The organism is Limimaricola soesokkakensis (assembly GCF_900172345.1).
Classification (GTDB): Bacteria; Pseudomonadota; Alphaproteobacteria; order Rhodobacterales; family Rhodobacteraceae; genus Limimaricola; species Limimaricola soesokkakensis.
The window spans coordinates 108,653-126,462 of sequence record NZ_FWFY01000009.1; the positions used below are offsets into that span (position 1 = coordinate 108,653).

Consider the following 17,810-nt stretch of genomic DNA (forward strand, 5'->3'; position numbering starts at 1 on the left):
GGCGCATCTATGCGCATCGTCATCTTGGCCGCTCACATGCATGCCCCGACACATGCCGCCCCGCGCGGCCACGCTTTCTCCTCCGCCACACCAGCCCTCACACTCGGCGCCCTCGGCGTCGTCGTGGGCGATATCGGGACATCGCCGATCTACGCCCTGCGCGAAGGTCTTGCCGCAGCAGGCGGCGAAACCGGCGCCCCTGCCCCCGTGACGGTCATTGGCACCGTCTCGCTCCTGTTGTGGCTGCTGATCGGTATCGCCACGCTGAAATACGTGGTGCTGATGCTGCGCGCCGACAACAATGGCGAGGGCGGCACACTGTCACTCCTGGCGCTGGCCACCCGCGCGGTGGGACGACGCAGTTGGGGGCTGATGGCGCTGGGCATTCTCGGGGCGGCGCTGTTCTTCGGCGACGCGATGATCACCCCGGCGATTTCCGTGCTCTCGGCGGTCGAAGGGGTGACGCTGCTGGCGCCAGGCTTCGAGCCTTGGGTGATCCCCGCGGTCATCGCCATCCTCTGCGCCCTGTTCTGGGCCCAGCGCGGCGGCACCGGGGGCGTATCGCGGCTATTCGGCCCGGTGATGCTGGCGTGGTTCCTGACATTGGGTAGCCTCGGCCTCGTGGCGGTGGTGCGGCATCCCGCGATCCTCGCAGCGTTGAGTCCCCTGCCCGGCCTGGAGCTGCTGTGGCATGGCGGCGGCGCGGTGGTGCCGATCCTCGGTGCCGCCTTCCTCGCGGTGACCGGCGCCGAGGCGCTCTATGCCGACATGGGGCATTTCGGGCGCCGGCCGATCCGCCTCGCCTGGACCTGCATCGCCCTGCCCTGCCTGATGCTGAGCTATGCCGGTCAGGGTGCGCTGGTGCTGTCGGATCCCTCGGCCGCGCGCGACCCGTTCTTCCTGCTGGCGCCGGGCTGGGCGCTGCCGGGGCTGATCGGCCTCGCGACGCTGGCCACGGTGATCGCCAGCCAGGCCGTGATCACTGGCGCCTTCTCATTCGCCTACCAGGCGATGCAGTTGGGCCTCCTGCCGCGCATGGCGGTACACCACACCTCGACCACCCAGCGCGGCCAGATCTACCTGCCGCGGATCAACGTGATGCTGCTGTTCTGCGTGGTGGTGCTGGTGCTGAGCTTCGGCAGTTCCTCCGGCCTCGCCGCCGCCTACGGCATCGCGGTGACCGGCGAGATGCTGATCACGACGCTGCTGGCCTATGTGGTGATGCGGCGGGTCTGGAACTGGTCTCGGGGGCTGGCGCTGCCACTGACGGCACTGATCCTTGCGGTCGAGTCGGCGCTGTTCGGGGTGAACATGACCAAGGTGACGAATGGCGGCTACGTGCCGCTGGCCGTGGCCGCGGCGCTCTGCGTCGTCATGGCCACCTGGCTGCGCGGCTCGGTGATCGTGCAGGACCGGTCGCGCGCCCGCGGCGTGACGATGGAGGCGCTGGTCAAGTCCCTGTCGCATTCGAGCCGGCTGCGCCGCGTGCCCGGTACCGCCGTGTTCCTCACCGCCGAGCCCGTGATGGCGCCGCCGGCGCTGTTGCACAACATCAAGCACAACGGGGTGCTGCACGAACGCAGCTACGTCGTCACGGTGACGATCTCGGATCAGCCGCATCTCGACCCCGAAGCCTCGCTGGTGGTCGAGACGCTGGGCGACGGCATCGAACGGGTCCACGTCACCTTCGGCTACATGGATCCGCCCAACATCGCGCGGGCGCTGCGGCGGCGGCTGCGCTTCGACATCCACGCGACCTCGTTCTTCCTGAACCGGCGCACCGTGCTGCTTTCGGACCGTCCCGGTCTGGCGCGCTGGCGCAAGAAGCTGTTCATCGGGCTCACGCGCACCTCTGCGGCTGCGCATGACCATTATCACCTGCCCTCGGACCGGGTGATCGAGCTGGGCCAGCAGATCAGCCTCTAGGGCGGCTATTCCGCCGCCTGCGCCATCGGGTTGTTGGGATGGGTGGTCCAGTCGGCGTGATCGTCGGAAACCACCCGCCCGGTGCGCGGATCGACGCTGCCCGGCGCCATCCGCACCATGTCGATGCAGTTCTCGACCGGGCAGACATCGACGCACAGGTTGCATGCCACGCATTCCGCGTCGATCACCTCGAACACCCGGTCCGGCGTCATCGCGATCGCCTGGTGCGAGGTGTCCTCGCAGGCGGCATAGCAGCGGCCGCACTTGATGCACAGATCCTGATCGATCCGCGCCTTGGTGACGTAGTTGAGATTGAGGTTCTTCCAGTCGGTGACGTTGGGCACCGCCTGGCCGACGAAATCCGAAGTCGAGCGGTAGCCCTTCTCGTCCATCCAGTCGGACAGCCCGGCGCACATCTCCTCGACGATCCGGAAGCCGTAGGTCATCACCGCCGTGCAGACCTGCACCGTGCCCGCGCCCAGCACCATGAACTCGGCCGCGTCGCGCCATGTGGTGACGCCGCCGATGCCCGAGATCGGCAGGCCGCGCGTCGCCTCGTGCCGCGCGATCTCGGAGACCATCGACAGCGCGATCGGCTTGACCGCGGGACCGCAATAGCCGCCATGGCTGCCCTTGCCGTCGATGGTGGGCTGCGGCGCCATCAGGTCGAGATCGACCGAAGTGATCGAGTTGATGGTGTTGATCAGGCTTACCGCATCGGCGCCGCCGCGCTTCGCGGCCTCGGCGGGCTTACGCACATCGGTGATGTTGGGGGTGAGCTTCACGATTACGGGCCGGTCGTAATACTGCTTGCACCAGCGGGTGACCATCTCGATGTATTCGGGCACCTGCCCCACCGCCGCTCCCATGCCACGCTCGCTCATGCCGTGCGGACAGCCGAAGTTCAGCTCTATGCCGTCCGCATTCGTCTCTTCAACCCGCGGCAGGATCGCCTTCCAGGCCGCCTCCTCGCAGGGCACCATGATCGAGGCGATCAACGCCCGGTCGGGATAGTCGGCCTTGACCCGCGCCATCTCTTCCAGATTGGTTTCGAGATCGCGGTCGGTGATCAGCTCGATGTTGTTGAGACCCAGGAGCCGCCGGTCGGCGCCGTAGATGGCGCCGTAGCGCGGGCCGTTGACGTTGACCACCGGTGGCCCCTCGGCCCCCAGCGTCTTCCAGACCACCCCGCCCCAGCCGGCCTCGAAGGCGCGGCGGACGTTGTATTCCTTGTCCGTCGGAGGCGCGGAAGCGAGCCAGAACGGGTTGGGGCTCTCGATGCCCAGGAACCGGGTGGTCAGGTCGGCCATCTCATCATCCTTCCGGTGGTGTGGCGTGCATCACGATGGTGTTGCCTTCGCTGTCGAGGAACATCGCGAAGCGCTCGGTGTCGCTCCAGGGAAGCTCGGTGGGGTTCGATACGAAGCGCACCCCTTCCGACTTCAGCCGCGCGGCTTCGGCATCGACATCAGCGCACTCGAGATAGAGCACGGGGACTTCCTCAGAGTAACTCACCTCTTGGCGCCGCGCGAACTGGATCTTGGTCTGCGTGTCCGGCAGCTTCATCATGATCATGCGCCAGTCCTCGTCGAGATCGGCATCCAGTGCGACCTCCATGCCGATCCGGTCGCGGTAGAAGGCCAGCGCGCGGTCCTGGTCATCGACCGGAAGCGGCAGAATGAAGATGCCCGTGAATGCCATTTGTCTATTCCATGAGTGAGCCGTGGATGTCCTCGGCGGCATCCCGACCCTGCGCCACGGCCGTGACGGTGAGGTCGTCGCCACCGCCGGCACAGTCTCCCCCGGCCCAAACCTTGTCCATGCCGGTGCGGCCGCGACCCTGCGTCACAACTTTTCCATGTGCGATTTCTAAGCCATTCGCGTCCCCAAGGCGCTGCCCTACGGCACGGAACAGCTGATCCGCCGACAAGGAGAATCGCTCCCCCGTCGGGGCGAGGCCATCCGGTCCCTCCGCCATCCGCTCGAACACCACGGCCGAAAGCCGCCCCTCGCCCTCGACCGCCACGGGCGCGGCCTCGTAGATCAGCCGCACGCCGCGCCGCGCCGCGAGCTCCTGCTCGTAGAGGCTCGCGCCCATCCGCTCGCGTGCCCGGCGATAGACCAGCGTCACGGTTTCGGCACCCAGCCCTTTGGCCTGCACCGCGCAGTCGATTGCGGTCATGCCGCCCCCGATCACCACCACGTCGCGGCCGATCGGCAGCGTCGACAGATCCTCGGTCTGGCGCAAAGCCGAAATGAAGGTGACGGCATCATGCACCCCCTCGAGCGGCGGACCCTCGAGCCCAAGCGCGTTGACGTCGGAAAGCCCGATGCCGAGGAACACCGCGTCGTATTCCTCCCGGAGCGCGTCGAGCCTCACATCGCGGCCAAGCCATTGCTCGTGCCGCAGCTCGATGCCGCCGATACCCATGATCCAGGCCGCCTCGCGCGCCGCGAAATCATCGACCGTCTTGTAGGCGGCGATGCCGTATTCGTTGAGTCCGCCCGGCTTGGGTGCGCCCTCGAAGATCACGACGTCATGACCATGCCGCGCCAGCCGGTGCGCGCAGGCGAGCCCGGCGGGCCCGGCGCCGACAACCGCGACGCGCTTGCCGGTGCGGGGCGCGCGGGTAAAGGGGTGGCCCTGCCGCGCCATCAGGCTGTCGGTGGCATGGCGCTGCAAGAGCCCGATCTGTACCGGCTTGCCCTCGGCCGCCTCGCGCACGCAGGCGCCCTCGCAGAGCACTTCGGTCGGACAGACCCGGGCGCACATGCCGCCTAGGATATTGGCTTCGAAGATCTCGCGCGCCGCGGTTTCCGGGCGCCCGGCCTGGATCTCGCGGATGAACAGCGGGATGTCGATCTCGGTGGGGCAGGCCGTCACGCAGGGCGCGTCATGGCAGAAATAGCAGCGATCCGCGGCGACCCGTGCCTCATGCGCGCTCAGCGGGGGGTGAAGGTCCGAGAAGTTCCGTGCCAGCACGTCGGCAGGCAGGCGTCCGGCGATCGGTCCGGTCTGTGGCTGGGCAGGCATCTGGCGTCCCCCGTGGCGGCATTCCGTTTTCCCGAGCCTGACACGGAATCATTTTTTTCCAAACGGTAAATTTTGTGCGTCGTGCGAATCCGGTTTTCCTTGACCGGCAACGCGCGCCGCGCAGAGTGGTGGCGACATCCCGACAGCGAGGCCCGCCATGGAAGACCTGATGCACAACGACCCCGCCCGCGTCATCGAGGCCGACCGGGCCCATGTCTGGCACCACATGATCCAGCACCGGGCGCTGGAGACCACCGATCCGCGCATCATCGTCGAGGGTCGCGGCATGCGGGTCTGGGACATCACCGGTAAGGAGCATCTCGACGCGGTGTCCGGCGGTGTCTGGACCGTCAATGTCGGATATGGGCGCGAGAGCATCGCCGACGCAGTGCGCGAGCAACTGGTGAAGATGTGCTACTTCGCCGGAGCGCAAGGGACAGTACCGGGCGCCCGCTTCGCTGAGGCGCTGACCGAGAAGATGCCGGGGCTGTCCCGCGTCTACTTCTCCAATTCCGGCTCGGAGGCCAACGAGAAGGCCTTCAAGATGGTGCGCCAGATCAGCCACAAGCATCACGGCGGCCGCAAGTCCAAGATCCTCTACCGCGAACGCGACTATCACGGCACCACCATCGCCTGCCTCTCGGCCGGCGGGCAGCTGGAGCGCAACGCGCAATACGGCCCCTTCGTGCCCGAATTCGTGATGGTGCCGCATTGCCTCGAATACCGGGCCCAGGACGGGCTCGCGGGCGAGGATTACGGGGTCCGGGCCGCGGAAGCGATCGAGGAGGTGATCCTGCGCGAAGGGCCCGACACGGTGGGGGCGCTCTGTCTCGAACCGGTCACCGCGGGCGGCGGCATCATCGTGCCGCCCAAGGGATACTGGGAGAAGGTGCAGGAGATCTGCGCCAAGTACGAGATCCTGCTGCATATCGACGAAGTGGTCTGCGGCATGGGCCGGACCGGCACCTGGTTCGGCTACCAGCAGTTCGGGGTGAAGCCCGACATCGTGACCATGGCCAAGGGAGTGGCCTCGGGCTACGCCGCGATCTCGTGCTGCGTCACCACCGAAGCGGTATTCGCGAGGTTCAAGGACGCCTCCGACCCGATGGCGCATTTCCGCGACATCTCGACCTTCGGCGGCTGCACCTCCGGTCCCGTCGCGGCGCTGGAGAACATGCGCATCCTCGAGGAAGAGAACCTGCTCGAGAACTCGACCCGCATGGGCGCCTATCTGCATGAGGGGCTGTCGTCGCTGATGGAAAAACACGCGCTGATCGGCGACGTGCGCGGCATGGGGCTTTTCGCCGGGGCCGAGCTGGTGACCGACCGCGACACGCGCGAGCCGGTCTCCGAGAAACTGGTGCAGGCCGTGGTCGCCGACTGCCTGAAGCAAGGCGTGATCATCGGGGCCACCAACCGCTCGGTGCCGGGCTTCAATAACGTGCTGCTCTTCGCGCCCGCCCTGATCGCAGGCACGCCCGAGATCGACGAGATCCTCGCGGCGGTGGATGGCGCTCTGGGCCGGGTCGCGTAACAGGCCGCGCTTGACCGGAAGGGGGCGTCGGCGGTTTCCTGAAACCCCCGCCCCCTGCCGGGGCGGGACCGATCCCGGAGAGATCCCATGCCTCGCTTTCTCGTGCATATCCACACCGGTCCCGCCGACCCCAACAAGGCGACCCTGGGCTGCCTCGTCGCGCTGACCGCCGCCCAAAAGGGCCACGACGTCACGCTGTTCCTCGCCGGCGACGGGGTGCACCTGCTCGCCCCCGCGCATGCCGGGATCGAGGGTCAGGGAACGGGCCGGCTGTCCGACCATTTGACGGCGCTGGCCGAGGCCGGAGCGCGGTTCCGCGTCTCCGGGCTGTCGGCCAAGGCGCGCGGCTATGACGAGGGGCTGCTCGAAGGCCACCCGGCGGAATTCGCGATGCCCGAAACGCTGATCGACCTCGCCCATGCCGCCGACACGGTGCTCTGCTATTGATCCCGATATTTGGAACCGATGTCTCATTAAATGAAACAGGGATCCAGATCGCCGCGCCGGCCCTTGTAACTCCGTGCGCGGCGGTGACACTCTGCCTGCGCAGCATGGGGGAGGATGATGGAGAGCGGTACAGGGTTTGAGGCGGTCCATCCGGATCTGAGGGACGCCTCGGTGTTCCTCACCGGCGGCGCCAGCGGCATCGGCGCCGCGCTGGTCGAGGCGTTCCTACGGCAGGGGGCGCGCGTCGCCTTCTTCGACCGCGCCGATGCAAGCGTCGCGGTCGAGGAGATGGAGGCCCGCACCGGCAACCGCCCGCTCTTCGTGCAGGGCGACGTGACCGACACCCCTGCCCTTATGGCCGCGATCGACACCGCCGCGACGGCGCATGGTCCGGTGACCGTGCTCGTCTCCAATGCCGCCGACGACACCCGTCACGACGCGCAGGAGATGACCGAGGCCGAGTGGGACGCCTGCCTCGCGGTCAATCTCAAGCCTTATTTCTTCGCCGCTCAGAAGGTGGCGCCGATGATGGAGGCCGCGGGCGGCGGCGCGATCGTCAACATGTCCTCCGGCAGCTACCTGATGGGTGTGCCGCGCCTCTCGGCCTATGTCGCCGCGAATGCCGCGATCATGGGGCTGACCCGCAGTCTCGCCCGCGAATGGGGCGGGCGCGGTATCCGCGTCAACGCCGTGGCCCCCGGCTGGGTGATGACCGAGCGGCAGAAGGCACTCTGGGCCAGCCCCGAGGCAGTGGAGAAGCACAGCCAGCGCCAATGCCTGCCCGAACTGATGCAGCCCGAGGATATCGCAGGCGGCGTGCTGTTCCTTGCCTCGGGTGCGGCGCGAATGGTGACCAGCCAGATGCTGGTGATCGACGCCGGCGTCAGCGTGACCGGATGAGCCGGCCCGACTGGATCGCGCTCGACTGGGGCACCTCGCGGCTGCGTGGCTGGGCGATGCGTCGCGACGGCACGGTGATCGAGGAGCGCAGCTCCGATGCGGGAATGGGTCGCCTCGCCCCCGAGGATTTCGAGACCGCACTGCGCGCGATGGCCGGCGACTGGTTGGACCAGGGGCCGGTGCCGATCGTCGCCTGCGGCATGGTCGGGGCAAGGCAGGGCTGGGCCGAGGCGTCCTACGCGTCGGTCCCGTGCCCGCCCCTGTCGCCGGCGCTCACCCGCACGCCCGGCGAACTCGACGTCTCGATCATCCCCGGCCTGTCGCAGTCGGACCCCGCCGACGTGATGCGCGGCGAAGAGACCCAGATCGCGGGCTTCCTCGCGCTCAATCCCGGTTGGGACGGCGTGCTTTGCCTTCCGGGCAGCCACTCGAAATGGGCACATCTGAGCGCCGGCGAGGTGGTAAGCTTTCGCAGTTTCCTGACCGGCGAACTCTTCGCGGCGCTGTCCACCCATACCGTGCTGCGCCATTCGCTCGCGAATGAAGGCTGGGACGAGGTGGCCTTCGACGCGGGCGTGGCCGAGACGCTGTCGCGCCCCGAGCGGCTGGCCTCGGCGCTGTTCTCGATCCGCGCCGAGGGCCTGCTGCAGGGCCGGAGCGGCGCAGTGCAGCGGGCCCGGCTCTCGGGGCTGCTGATCGGGGCCGAGCTCGCCGCAGCGAAACCCTACTGGCTCGGCCAGCAGATCGGGGTGATCGGCGCCGGCGGCCTGGCGGGGCTCTATGTCCGCGCGCTGGCCGCGCAGGGCGCCCCCGCGACGCAGGCCAACGGCACCGCCGCGACTCTGGCAGGCCTCACCGCCGCCTGGAAGCAAAGGACCACCGCATGACCCGACCGTTGATCGCGATCCTGCGCGGCATCACCCCTGAGGATGCCGTCTCCGTCGCCGAGGCGCTGATCGCCGAGGGCATCACCGTGATCGAAGTGCCGCTGAACTCGCCGCGCCCCTTCGATAGCATCCGCGCCATGGCCCGCGCCTGCGCAGGCCGCGCCACGATCGGCGCGGGCACGGTGCTCACCACCGCGCAGGTCGCCGAGTTGAAGGCGGCAGGCGGCAATCTCGTGGTCTCCCCCAACATGGACCCTGAGGTGATTCATGCCACCGTCGCAGCCGGCATGGAGAGCTGGCCCGGCGTGATGACCCCGACCGAGGGCTTCGCGGCGCTTTCCGCCGGGGCCACCGGTCTCAAGCTGTTCCCGGCGAGCCTGATCGGCCCCGACGGGCTCAAGGCGATGCGCGCGGTATTTCCTCCGGAGGCGCCGATCTACGCCGTGGGCGGCGCCGGCGCGTCGAACTTCCGCGACTGGATCGCCGCCGGGGCCGACGGGTTCGGACTGGGCACCGCGCTCTACACGCCGGGCCTTGCGGCTGAGGAGGTCAGGCGTCGCGCCCGCGAGATCGTTGCGGCCTTCGACGAGGCCGTGGCATGAGCGCGCGCGCCGCCTTCGAGGTCTTCGACGACACCTCCTGCGTGCTGGGCGAGGGCGCGCTGTGGCATCCGGAGCGCGGACAGCTCTTCTGGTTCGACATTCTCGGCCGCCGCCTGCACACGCCGGGCCGACACTGGGCCTTCGAGGACATGCCTTCCTGCGCCGGCTGGATCGATCGCGACACGCTGCTCGTCGCCACCAACAAGGCGCTGCTGACATTCGACATCGAGACCGGCCGGAGCGAGCGGGTCTGCGATTTCGACAGTGACAACCCTGTCACCCGCTCCAATGACGGGCGCGCCGATCCGCATGGCGGCTTCTACGTCTCGACCATGGGCATCGACGCCGAGACCAATGCTGGCGCGCTCTATCGCTACTATCGCGGCGAGCTGCGGCAGGTCCGTTCCGGCATGACCATCCCCAACGCGATCTGCTTTCCGCCCGAGGGCGGGTATCTCTACTATTCGGACACGCCGACCGGGATGATCATGCGCCAGCGTACCGATGGGGATGGCTGGCCCGTGGGCGAAGCGGAGGTCTTCGTCGATTGCAAGCGCGCGGGCCACAACCCCGACGGCGCGGTGGTCGATGCCGAAGGCACGCTGTGGAACGCGCAATGGGGATCCGCCCGGGTCGCGGGCTACGACCGCGACGGGCGCGAGGTGGCGGTCCATCCCTGCCCCACCGCGCCGCAGGTCACCTGTCCCGCCTTCGGCGGCGACGACATGCGGACGATGTACCTCACCTCGGCCACGGCGGGGCTGTCCGAAGCCGAGATCGCCGACGGCCCGGATTCGGGCCGTACCTTCCAGGTCCGGGCCGAGGCGCCGGGGCAGCAAGAGCACCGGGTGATCCTGTGACCCCCTTCGCCACCGACGCGCAGGGCCGCGCGGTGCATCGCCTGTCGCTCTCGGGGGCCGGGCTCTCGGTCGATCTGCTGACGCGTGGCTCGATCCTGCACGCGGTGCGGATCGACGGGCTCGAGCGCAACCTGACGATCGGCTCGGACGATCTGGCGGCCTATGACGGGGCGATGAAATACTTCGGGGCCATCATCGGTCCCGTCGCCAACCGCATCGCCGGTGCCCGCGCCACGATCGACGGGGCGGAATACCGCTTCACCGCCAATCACCACCGCGCCTTGCTGCATTCGGGACGCCATGGCACGCAGTTCAAGATCTGGGAGGTGATCGAGGAAACCGCCGACACCGCAACGCTGGCGGTCGATCTGCCCGACGGCGCGGACGGCTTTCCCGGCAACCGCCGGATCACCGCCCGCTGGTCGCTGCGCGCCCCCGCGACCCTGCGGCTCGAGCTCGAGGCCACGACCGACGAGCCGACGCTGATGAACCTGGTCAATCACAGCTACTGGAACCTTGCCGGCACGCCGACGATCGAGGGGCAGTTGCTGCGAGTCGCGGCCGGGCACTGGCTTCCCACTGACGCGGAATCGCTGCCCACAGGCGAAATCGCCCCCACCCCCGGAAGCAGCCATGATTTTCGGGCGCCGCGCGCGATCACGCCCGGCGCGCCACCACTCGACCACAATTTCTGCCTTTCGCACGAGGATGCCGAGTTGCGGGAGGTCATGGAGATGATCGGTGGTGGCGTCACGATGCGCGTCGCCACCACGGCGCCGGGGCTTCAGGTCTATGACGGGCGCGACGCCGACCGGGCCGGGCTCGCGCCTTATGCGGGGCTTGCCATCGAGGCACAGCGCTGGCCCGACGCACCGCATCACCCGGCCTTTCCAAGCTTCCGGATCACGCCCGGGGCCGGATTCCGGCAAATCACGGAGTGGCGTTTCTCGGCCGATTGAGACCGGCCGGGAATGGAAAAGCCGGCGACCTGCCGGCGGATACACGCGTGCGATTGACAAACCCGATTCTTTTAATCAACTTAACGGCAACCGCATGCCAGCCCCTCGGGCAAGCCGCGTCCCTGTGCTCGACCTGTGCTCGAGGAGTTCGACATGACGCCGATGACTACCCTTCCCTACCCGGTGCGCGCCGAAGACGCCGACCTGCCCGTTCACGACGCGCGCGCCCTGACCGGCGACGGCATCCGCGCCCGCATCCTGCTGGATGGCCAGAGCTACACGCTGCGTATCACCCGCGCGGGCAAGCTGATCCTGACCAAGTGATACGGCTGTCGCGCTTCATCAGGCTTTCTGTTCGAGCCGCATATAGTGACAGGAGGCCCGGAACATCTGGCATTCGCGCCGGAAGGCCAGCATACTTGGCTGGACCGGAGTGCCCGCGCGGCGCTGAGCGTAAGGTCGCGGGCCGGGCAAATGCCCGCGCCGGGCTGACCTTTCGACAGGTGCCGTCGCGACGCCCTAGGCAGATCACCGTTATCTGTTAGACATTCCGGGTCCACCTTCATGGCCGGAGCCCGACCGATGACTACAGCCGCGCTGCCAGACCAGCCCGAGAGCCTCACGAACCAAGCCCGCAACCTCGGAACAAAGCTCGACCCGGCGATGTTCGAAGGCCGCGCCCTCAACCGCTCGGCGGCGGAACGGCGCGCCGCGACCCTGACCACCCGCCGCTCGGTCAAGAAGACCCATCAGGCCGCTTGGCTGGTCAACGCGATCCGTTGCATCGACCTGACGACGCTGGCGGGCGACGACACCGAGGGCCGTGTGCAGCGGCTTTGCGCCAAGGCGCGACAGCCGCTCGCGCCGCGCATCATGGAGGGGCTCGGCATCGCCGATATGGGCCTAACCACCGGCGCGGTCTGCGTCTATCCGACCATGGTGCCGCATGCCGTGAAGGCGCTGCGCGGCACCGGCATCCCCGTGGCTTCGGTCGCCACAGGCTTTCCCGCCGGTCTGATGCCGCTGCATCTGCGCCTCGAGGAAATCCGCTGGACCGTCGATCAGGGTGCACACGAGATCGACATCGTCATCACCCGCGAGCACGTGCTCAAACGCGACTGGGCCGCGCTCTATGACGAGGTAGCGGCGATGCGCGAAGCCTGCGGCGATGCACATCTCAAGGCGATCCTCGCCACCGGAGACATCGCGACGCTGCGCAACGTCTACGCGGCCTCTATGGTGGCGATGCAGGCGGGGGCCGACTTCATCAAGACCTCGACCGGCAAGGAAGGCGTCAACGCCACCCTGCCCGTGTCGCTGACCATGGTGCGGGCGCTGCGGGATTACGGCGACGCCACCGGCCACCGGGTCGGCTTCAAGCCCGCGGGCGGCATGAAATCCGCGAAGGACGCGCTCGCCTGGCAGTACCTGATGAAGGAAGAGCTCGGGAACGACTGGCTCCAGCCCGACCTGTTCCGGCTCGGCGCCTCGTCGATGCTGGGCGACATCGAGCGCCAGTTGGAGCACCACGTCACCGGGCGCTACGCCGCCGCCCACCGTCATTCGCTGGCCTGAGGGAGAGCGCGTCATGAACACGATCACGGACATTCTCGCGACCATGGATTACGGCAAGGCCCCCGAGGACAGCGCCATCGTGCGCGATTGGCTCAAGAAGCACGAGGCCGGTTTCGGCCATTTCATCGACGGCGCCTTCACCGCGCCTGGCGAGACCTTCGACGTCCTGTCCCCCGCCTCGAACGAGCTTCTGGGCCGGGTCACGCAGGGCACCGAGGATGATGTCGACACCGCCGTGAAGGCCGCCCGCGCGGCCCAGCCCGGCTGGGCGGCGCTGCCGGGCCATGAGCGGGCCAAGTATCTCTACGCCATCGCCCGCCACGTGCAGCAGCACGCGCGCTTCCTCGCGGTTCTGGAAAGCCTCGACAACGGCAAGCCGATCCGCGAGAGCCGCGACGCCGACGTGCCGCTGGTGGCGCGCCACTTCTACCACCATGCCGGCTGGGCCGAGATCATGGAGGACGAGCTTCCGGGCACCGCGCCGCATGGCGTCTGCGGCCAGATCATCCCGTGGAACTTCCCACTGCTGATGCTGGCGTGGAAGGTCGCGCCCGCGCTCGCCGCCGGCAACACCGTGGTGCTGAAGCCGGCCGAATACACGCCCCTGACCGCGCTGGCCTTCGCCGAGATCGCGGCCGAGGTCGGCCTGCCTAAGGGCGTTTTGAACATCGTCACCGGCGATGGCCGGACGGGCGCCGCCATCGTCGCGCATGAGGGCCTCGACAAGATCGCCTTCACCGGATCGACCGAAGTTGGTCGCCGCATCCGTCGCGAAACCGCCGGTTCGGCCAAGTCGCTGACGCTGGAACTAGGCGGCAAGTCGCCCTTCGTGGTCTTCGCCGATGCCGATCTGGATGCGGCGGTCGAGGGCGTGGTCGACGCGATCTGGTTCAACGCGGGCCAAGTCTGCTGCGCCGGCGCGCGCGTGTTGGTGGCCGAGAGCGTGGCCAAGCGTTTCGAGGAACTGCTTGAGAAGCGGATGCGCCAGCTGCGCGTCGGCGACCCGCTCGACAAGAACACCGACATGGGCGCGATCGTGCACCCGGTGCAGCTCGAGCGGATTCGCGGCCTCGTCGCACAGGGTGTGGCCGAGGGCGCGGAGCTGGTGCAGGGCAGCGCCCCCGAGGGCTGCTTCTTCCCGCCGACCATCGCGATGAAGGTCGAGCCCGCCTCGACGCTGGCCACCGAGGAGATCTTCGGCCCGGTCGCGACCGTGACTACATTCCGCACGCCCGAAGATGCGGTGGCCCTGGCCAACAATACCCGCTACGGCCTCGCCGCCTCGATCTGGTCCGAGAACGTGAACCTCTGCCTCGACATCGCCGCGCAGGTGAAGGCGGGCGTAGTCTGGATCAACTGCACCAACGTTTTCGACGCGGGGGCGGGCTTTGGCGGCTACCGCGAGAGCGGCTTTGGCCGCGAGGGCGGGCGCGAGGGCATGATGGCCTATCTCACCCATCCCAAGCCGAAGGCACGCAAGCCCGAGGCGGTCCCGACCGCCCCGGTGGGCCAGCCCGGCGAGGCGCTGCCAGGCGCGGGCGCGCGGATCGACCGTACCGCAAAGTTCTATATCGGCGGCAAGCAGGCGCGGCCCGACTCGGGCTACTCCTACCCTGTGCAGGGCGCGGGCGGCCCCGTGGGCCTCGCGGGTCTCGGCAATCGCAAGGACATCCGCAACGCGGTCGAGGCGGCGCACAAGGCCAAGGGCTGGGGCAAGGCGACGGGCCACAACCGCGCGCAGGTGCTCTACTACGTGGCCGAGAACCTCTCGGCGCGGGCGGGTGAGTTCGCCGAGCGTCTGACCTCGTTTGGCGCCTCGAAGTCGGCCGCGCAAGCCGAGGTCGAGACCGCGATCCGCCGCACCTTCTGGTACGCGGCGCAGGCCGACAAGTTCGACGGCGCGGTGCACCAGACCAAGAGCGCGCATGTCACGCTGGCCATGCACGAGCCGCTTGGCGTGATGGGCATCGCCTGCCCGACCGCGCAGCCGCTCTTGGGCTTCGTCAGCCTCGTGCTGCCCGCAATCGCCATGGGCAACGCGGTGGTCGCGATCCCGTCGCAGACCCACCCGCTGGCCGCGACCGACCTGTACCAAGTGTTCGACACCTCGGACCTGCCGGGCGGCGTGGTCAACATCGTCGCGGGCGAGCGCGATGCGCTGGCCAAGACTTTGGCGGAACACGACGATGTGGCGGGCATCTGGTATTTCGGCACCGAAGCCGGTGGCCGGATGATCGAGGAAGCCTCGGCAGGTAACCTCAAGCAGTCCTGGGTCGAGGACGGGGCGGCGCGCGACTGGCTGTCCAGGGACGGCCAGGGCCGCGGCTTCCTGCACCGCGCCACGCAGATCAAGAACATCTGGGTGCCCTACGGGGAGTGATCCTCCGGAGGCTGCGCCTTCCTGTCTCCACGCCCGGCCTCAGGCCGGGCGTTTTCGTTTCCGCCCAAGCGGCCCAGCAGCTTGCCGCCGATCAGCTTCGCCCCCTGCCACAACCCCCGGCCCGACCGCACGATCTGGGTGTCGCCGGAACGCGCATGACGGGCCGCCGCCAGCCGCAGGCGGTTGCGCTGCACCAAGAGCCCCTCGCTCACCGCGCCTGACAGGGCGCTGCGCACCGCATCGAGATTCCAGTCGGGCTCCACCGCGCTGACCGCCCGTGGCCGTAGGCCGCCCAGATCTTCGGCGATGGCATCCATCGCCGCGCCGATGCGCTCGCGGACCTCGCCGGGCATCTGATGCTCGGGATAGGGCCAGCCGGGTGCCAGCCGATCCACCGCCGTCGCTACCGGCAGGAGCGGCGGCCGACGCCGGTCGGGGTGCTCCTCGAACCAGTTCTCGAAGGCTTCGAGCAGCGCCTTGTCCGCGGCACGGCCGGGCCGGTTGGCGCGCAGCACCCACAGCACGATGTCGCTTTGCGTCATCTCGTCGAGCAGCTGCCGCTGCCGGGCCGCGCCACCATCGATCCCCTGGGTGTCGAGCAGCAGGCAGTCGGTGCCGTCGATGGCCGCCTCGTAGGCGACCACCCCGTCGGTCGTCGCCGCCATGTCGGTCTCGGTCCGGTCCTCCCCCAGAAGCGCGTTGATCAAAGTCGACTTGCCGGCACTGACCTGTCCAAGCACCAACACCCGCAGCGGGGCGTCGGGCTGTGCAAGCCGCGCCCGGTCGGCGCGAGTCTCGTCGAGCTGGAACTGCAACAGTTCGGCATCCGAGAAACGCAGCCGGCCGGAATAAAGCTCGACCGCGGCGTGCGCCACTTCTTCCAGCAGCACCGCCTGCAGCACGCCCATCATCTGCGTGCCCAGATAGGTGGTGTTGCCCCCCGCCATCAGCCATTCCACCTCGCGCATCACGCCTTTCGCGGGATTGAGCGCGAAGCGCAGCACCCGGTGACCGGCGAAGGCCGCTTCCATGGCAAGTTGCGCCCGGCCGCGATGTTTCCAGATCCAGTGGATCGTGTGCAGCGAGATCCGGTCCGAGAAGGGCACGTGGCGGCGCAGGTGGTCGCGGTAGCGCGACGCGGCCCGCTCGGTCAGCAAAAGCGCCTCGGGCAGAGTGAAATCGAGCGCCTTGCGATCCTCCTGCCCCATGCCCTTGGCGATGTCGTCGATCACCGACAGCGCCAGATCGGGAAGCTCGGTCCAGGCCACCGGTTCCGCCGTCTCGCGCTCGATGCGCCGGCGCGCGGCACGAAAGGTTTCGCGCTCGGTCTCGGTCCAGACCGGGTCGGATTCGACCTTCATCTCATCCATCAGCACCGATGGCGCCCGGCCGCCGCCGGGACGGTGCCGGGCGAACCAGCGCATCGCGAAGGCCAGCGCCGCGACGCCGATGGACACGCCCAGATAGGGCAGCAGCCAGTCGTGCTCGGTCAGCCACAGGAAGCCCAGCAGGAACGGCACCATGAAGGGCAGCGCCAGCGACACCGCGATCAGCAGCCGGTCCCAGCGCAGCAGCGCGCCGCGCAGCCGGGCCAAGGGGCGCGGCTTCACCGCCGTTCCGCCCGGCGCAGCGCCTCGCGGAAGAGCGCGCGCAACTCGGCCTCCGGCACCGGTGCCCCGGCCGCCGCCCCCGCGAGCCAGCGATGCGCAGCCCGGCCCAGCGCATAGGTCGCGGCAAAGCTCGCGGCACCTGCCGCCGCCGCTCCTAGCGTCTGGCCTGCGACCGGCACCAGCTTGGCCGCCTGACGCAGCGCGTAGCCCGCGCCGTAGCGCAGCGCCGCGCCGAGCCCCAGCGCGGCGGCGAATTCGGCGGCGCGGGCGCGGCTCCAGTCGACCCGGTGATGCCGCGCCAGCGCCCGCAGCATCGCCGCTTGCACCCCCGGCACGGCGGCGATGCCGACGACGGGCGCCAGATCCGCCGCCGCCGCCGCCCCGGCATATCGCAGCACTTCGCCGCGGACCGCCTCGAAACCGTCGCCAACTTGTTCGTCGCCCCCGAGCAGCAGCGCCACCTCCGGCATGGTCTCGCCCAGAAGGTCGCACAACGCTTCGAGACCGCGCGTCTCGCCCGTGCCCAAGGACATCTCCAGCGAGGGCAATGGCCCCCCCGCAGCCCTTTCGAGCCGGGCCTGCATGGCAGCGCGCGCCCGGAACCGGGACTGGTCGTCGGGCAATTCGGCCGCGGCCGTGTGCAGCACGATGACCCGGATGCCGGGCTGGCGTCGCCGCACCTCGCGCAGCGCCGCTTCGAGATCCGCCTGCGCCGGATCGTCTAGCCGCGCCATGGCGAGGATGGCATGGCTGCGCGCCTCGCATTGCGCCAGATCCTCCGCTGCGTCGTAGCCCGCCTCGCCCAGTCCGCGCGTGTCGAGAAACCGCATCAACGGCCGGTCCTGCGGAAAGTCGAACATGACGGCACTGCGGGTGCAGGGCGCGAATCCCGAGCCCAGCTCGATCTCGTCGAGCCCGGTGAGCGCCCGCACCAGCGACGATTTCCCCGCCCCGGTCTTCCCCAGAAGCCAGACCACGGGCGCTGGCGCGTCGTCACGAATGGTATCGGCGGCGGGGTCTTGCATTGAGCGAATGGCCCTTCGGCGGGATCAGGAGGCAACACTGAAGCACGGCTGCCCTGCCCTCACAACTCGCC

At 68.8% G+C, this 17,810-nt stretch carries 16 protein-coding genes; 11 read left to right on the plus strand and 5 right to left on the minus strand.

Going from position 1 to position 17,810, the window contains the following annotated elements; genetic code table 11:
• The first annotated feature begins 9 nt into the window (after positions 1-9).
• On the plus strand, positions 10-1,926 hold the full coding sequence (locus tag LOS8367_RS14055; RefSeq protein WP_242665602.1) for a potassium transporter Kup: 1,917 nt from the start codon (positions 10-12) through the stop codon (positions 1,924-1,926).
• A gap of 5 nt (positions 1,927-1,931) precedes the next feature.
• Here the strand turns inward: LOS8367_RS14055 and preA are convergent, their stop codons facing one another.
• Genes preA through LOS8367_RS14070 form a run of 3 tightly spaced genes read right to left on the minus strand, consistent with a single transcriptional unit; the run spans position 1,932 to position 4,960 of the window.
• Positions 1,932-3,236 carry an NAD-dependent dihydropyrimidine dehydrogenase subunit PreA gene (gene preA / locus LOS8367_RS14060; RefSeq protein WP_085897158.1) on the minus strand — a complete coding sequence of 435 codons (1,305 nt, stop codon included), beginning with the start codon at positions 3,234-3,236 and terminating at the stop codon, positions 1,932-1,934.
• 4 nt (positions 3,237-3,240) lie between these two features.
• The gene (locus LOS8367_RS14065; RefSeq protein ID WP_165761475.1) at positions 3,241-3,627 is read right to left on the minus strand and encodes a VOC family protein; all 387 of its coding nucleotides are present in this window, start codon (positions 3,625-3,627) and stop codon (positions 3,241-3,243) included.
• A gap of 4 nt (positions 3,628-3,631) precedes the next feature.
• Complete coding sequence (locus LOS8367_RS14070; RefSeq protein ID WP_085897160.1) at positions 3,632-4,960, minus strand: NAD(P)-dependent oxidoreductase; 1,329 nt, start codon at positions 4,958-4,960, stop codon at positions 3,632-3,634.
• 157 nt (positions 4,961-5,117) lie between these two features.
• On the opposite strand from LOS8367_RS14070, the gene LOS8367_RS14075 reads away from it, so the two are divergent.
• The 10 genes from LOS8367_RS14075 to LOS8367_RS14120 all read left to right on the plus strand — a co-directional run bounded on the left by LOS8367_RS14075 (position 5,118) and on the right by LOS8367_RS14120 (position 15,104).
• Entirely contained in the window at positions 5,118-6,494 is a 1,377-nt protein-coding gene (locus LOS8367_RS14075) for an aminotransferase family protein (protein WP_085897161.1), read from the plus strand.
• An 87-nt stretch (positions 6,495-6,581) separates the two neighbouring features.
• Positions 6,582-6,941, plus strand: coding sequence for a DsrE family protein (locus tag LOS8367_RS14080; protein ID WP_085897162.1), 360 nt, complete (start codon positions 6,582-6,584; stop codon positions 6,939-6,941).
• A gap of 117 nt (positions 6,942-7,058) precedes the next feature.
• Positions 7,059-7,841, plus strand: a complete 783-nt coding sequence (locus LOS8367_RS14085; RefSeq protein WP_085897163.1) for an SDR family NAD(P)-dependent oxidoreductase — start codon at positions 7,059-7,061, stop codon at positions 7,839-7,841.
• Complete coding sequence (locus LOS8367_RS14090) at positions 7,838-8,728, plus strand: 2-dehydro-3-deoxygalactonokinase (protein WP_085897164.1); 891 nt, start codon at positions 7,838-7,840, stop codon at positions 8,726-8,728. Before LOS8367_RS14085 ends, LOS8367_RS14090 begins: the two co-directional genes overlap by 4 nt.
• Positions 8,725-9,330, plus strand: coding sequence for a 2-dehydro-3-deoxy-6-phosphogalactonate aldolase (locus LOS8367_RS14095; protein ID WP_085897165.1), 606 nt, complete (start codon positions 8,725-8,727; stop codon positions 9,328-9,330). Before LOS8367_RS14090 ends, LOS8367_RS14095 begins: the two co-directional genes overlap by 4 nt.
• Entirely contained in the window at positions 9,327-10,190 is an 864-nt protein-coding gene (locus LOS8367_RS14100) for an SMP-30/gluconolactonase/LRE family protein (RefSeq protein ID WP_085897166.1), read from the plus strand. The genes LOS8367_RS14095 and LOS8367_RS14100 overlap by 4 nt, the downstream gene beginning before the upstream one ends.
• The gene (locus LOS8367_RS14105) at positions 10,187-11,149 is read left to right on the plus strand and encodes an aldose epimerase family protein (protein WP_085897167.1); all 963 of its coding nucleotides are present in this window, start codon (positions 10,187-10,189) and stop codon (positions 11,147-11,149) included. Before LOS8367_RS14100 ends, LOS8367_RS14105 begins: the two co-directional genes overlap by 4 nt.
• Positions 11,150-11,311: 162 nt before the next feature.
• Positions 11,312-11,473 carry a hemin uptake protein HemP gene (gene hemP, locus LOS8367_RS14110; protein ID WP_085897212.1) on the plus strand — a complete coding sequence of 54 codons (162 nt, stop codon included), beginning with the start codon at positions 11,312-11,314 and terminating at the stop codon, positions 11,471-11,473.
• Positions 11,474-11,731: 258 nt separating this feature from the next.
• Positions 11,732-12,724 carry a deoxyribose-phosphate aldolase gene (gene deoC / locus LOS8367_RS14115; RefSeq protein ID WP_085897168.1) on the plus strand — a complete coding sequence of 331 codons (993 nt, stop codon included), beginning with the start codon at positions 11,732-11,734 and terminating at the stop codon, positions 12,722-12,724.
• 13 nt (positions 12,725-12,737) lie between these two features.
• Complete coding sequence (locus LOS8367_RS14120) at positions 12,738-15,104, plus strand: aldehyde dehydrogenase family protein (RefSeq protein WP_085897169.1); 2,367 nt, start codon at positions 12,738-12,740, stop codon at positions 15,102-15,104.
• On the opposite strand, the gene LOS8367_RS19405 is transcribed toward LOS8367_RS14120, so the two are convergent.
• Together LOS8367_RS19405 and LOS8367_RS14130 are read right to left on the minus strand one after the other, a co-directional pair.
• Positions 15,092-16,714, minus strand: a complete 1,623-nt coding sequence (locus tag LOS8367_RS19405) for a GTPase family protein (RefSeq protein WP_165761476.1) — start codon at positions 16,712-16,714, stop codon at positions 15,092-15,094. The genes LOS8367_RS14120 and LOS8367_RS19405 overlap by 13 nt on opposite strands.
• A complete protein-coding gene (locus tag LOS8367_RS14130) occupies positions 16,711-17,739 on the minus strand; it encodes a GTPase (protein ID WP_085897170.1) in 1,029 nt (342 codons plus the stop codon). The genes LOS8367_RS19405 and LOS8367_RS14130 overlap by 4 nt, the downstream gene beginning before the upstream one ends.
• Positions 17,740-17,810: the final 71 nt, after the last annotated feature.

Coding starts and splice junctions, on each gene's coding strand:
- LOS8367_RS14055 (WP_242665602.1), top strand. CDS start 10: ATGCGCATCGTCATCTTGGCCGCTCACATGCATGCCCCGACACATGCC.
- preA (WP_085897158.1), bottom strand. CDS start 3,236: ATGGCCGACCTGACCACCCGGTTCCTGGGCATCGAGAGCCCCAACCCG.
- LOS8367_RS14065 (WP_165761475.1), bottom strand. CDS start 3,627: ATGGCATTCACGGGCATCTTCATTCTGCCGCTTCCGGTCGATGACCAG.
- LOS8367_RS14070 (WP_085897160.1), bottom strand. CDS start 4,960: ATGCCTGCCCAGCCACAGACCGGACCGATCGCCGGACGCCTGCCTGCC.
- LOS8367_RS14075 (WP_085897161.1), top strand. CDS start 5,118: ATGGAAGACCTGATGCACAACGACCCCGCCCGCGTCATCGAGGCCGAC.
- LOS8367_RS14080 (WP_085897162.1), top strand. CDS start 6,582: ATGCCTCGCTTTCTCGTGCATATCCACACCGGTCCCGCCGACCCCAAC.
- LOS8367_RS14085 (WP_085897163.1), top strand. CDS start 7,059: ATGGAGAGCGGTACAGGGTTTGAGGCGGTCCATCCGGATCTGAGGGAC.
- LOS8367_RS14090 (WP_085897164.1), top strand. CDS start 7,838: ATGAGCCGGCCCGACTGGATCGCGCTCGACTGGGGCACCTCGCGGCTG.
- LOS8367_RS14095 (WP_085897165.1), top strand. CDS start 8,725: ATGACCCGACCGTTGATCGCGATCCTGCGCGGCATCACCCCTGAGGAT.
- LOS8367_RS14100 (WP_085897166.1), top strand. CDS start 9,327: ATGAGCGCGCGCGCCGCCTTCGAGGTCTTCGACGACACCTCCTGCGTG.
- hemP (WP_085897212.1), top strand. CDS start 11,312: ATGACTACCCTTCCCTACCCGGTGCGCGCCGAAGACGCCGACCTGCCC.
- deoC (WP_085897168.1), top strand. CDS start 11,732: ATGACTACAGCCGCGCTGCCAGACCAGCCCGAGAGCCTCACGAACCAA.
- LOS8367_RS14120 (WP_085897169.1), top strand. CDS start 12,738: ATGAACACGATCACGGACATTCTCGCGACCATGGATTACGGCAAGGCC.
- LOS8367_RS14130 (WP_085897170.1), bottom strand. CDS start 17,739: ATGCAAGACCCCGCCGCCGATACCATTCGTGACGACGCGCCAGCGCCC.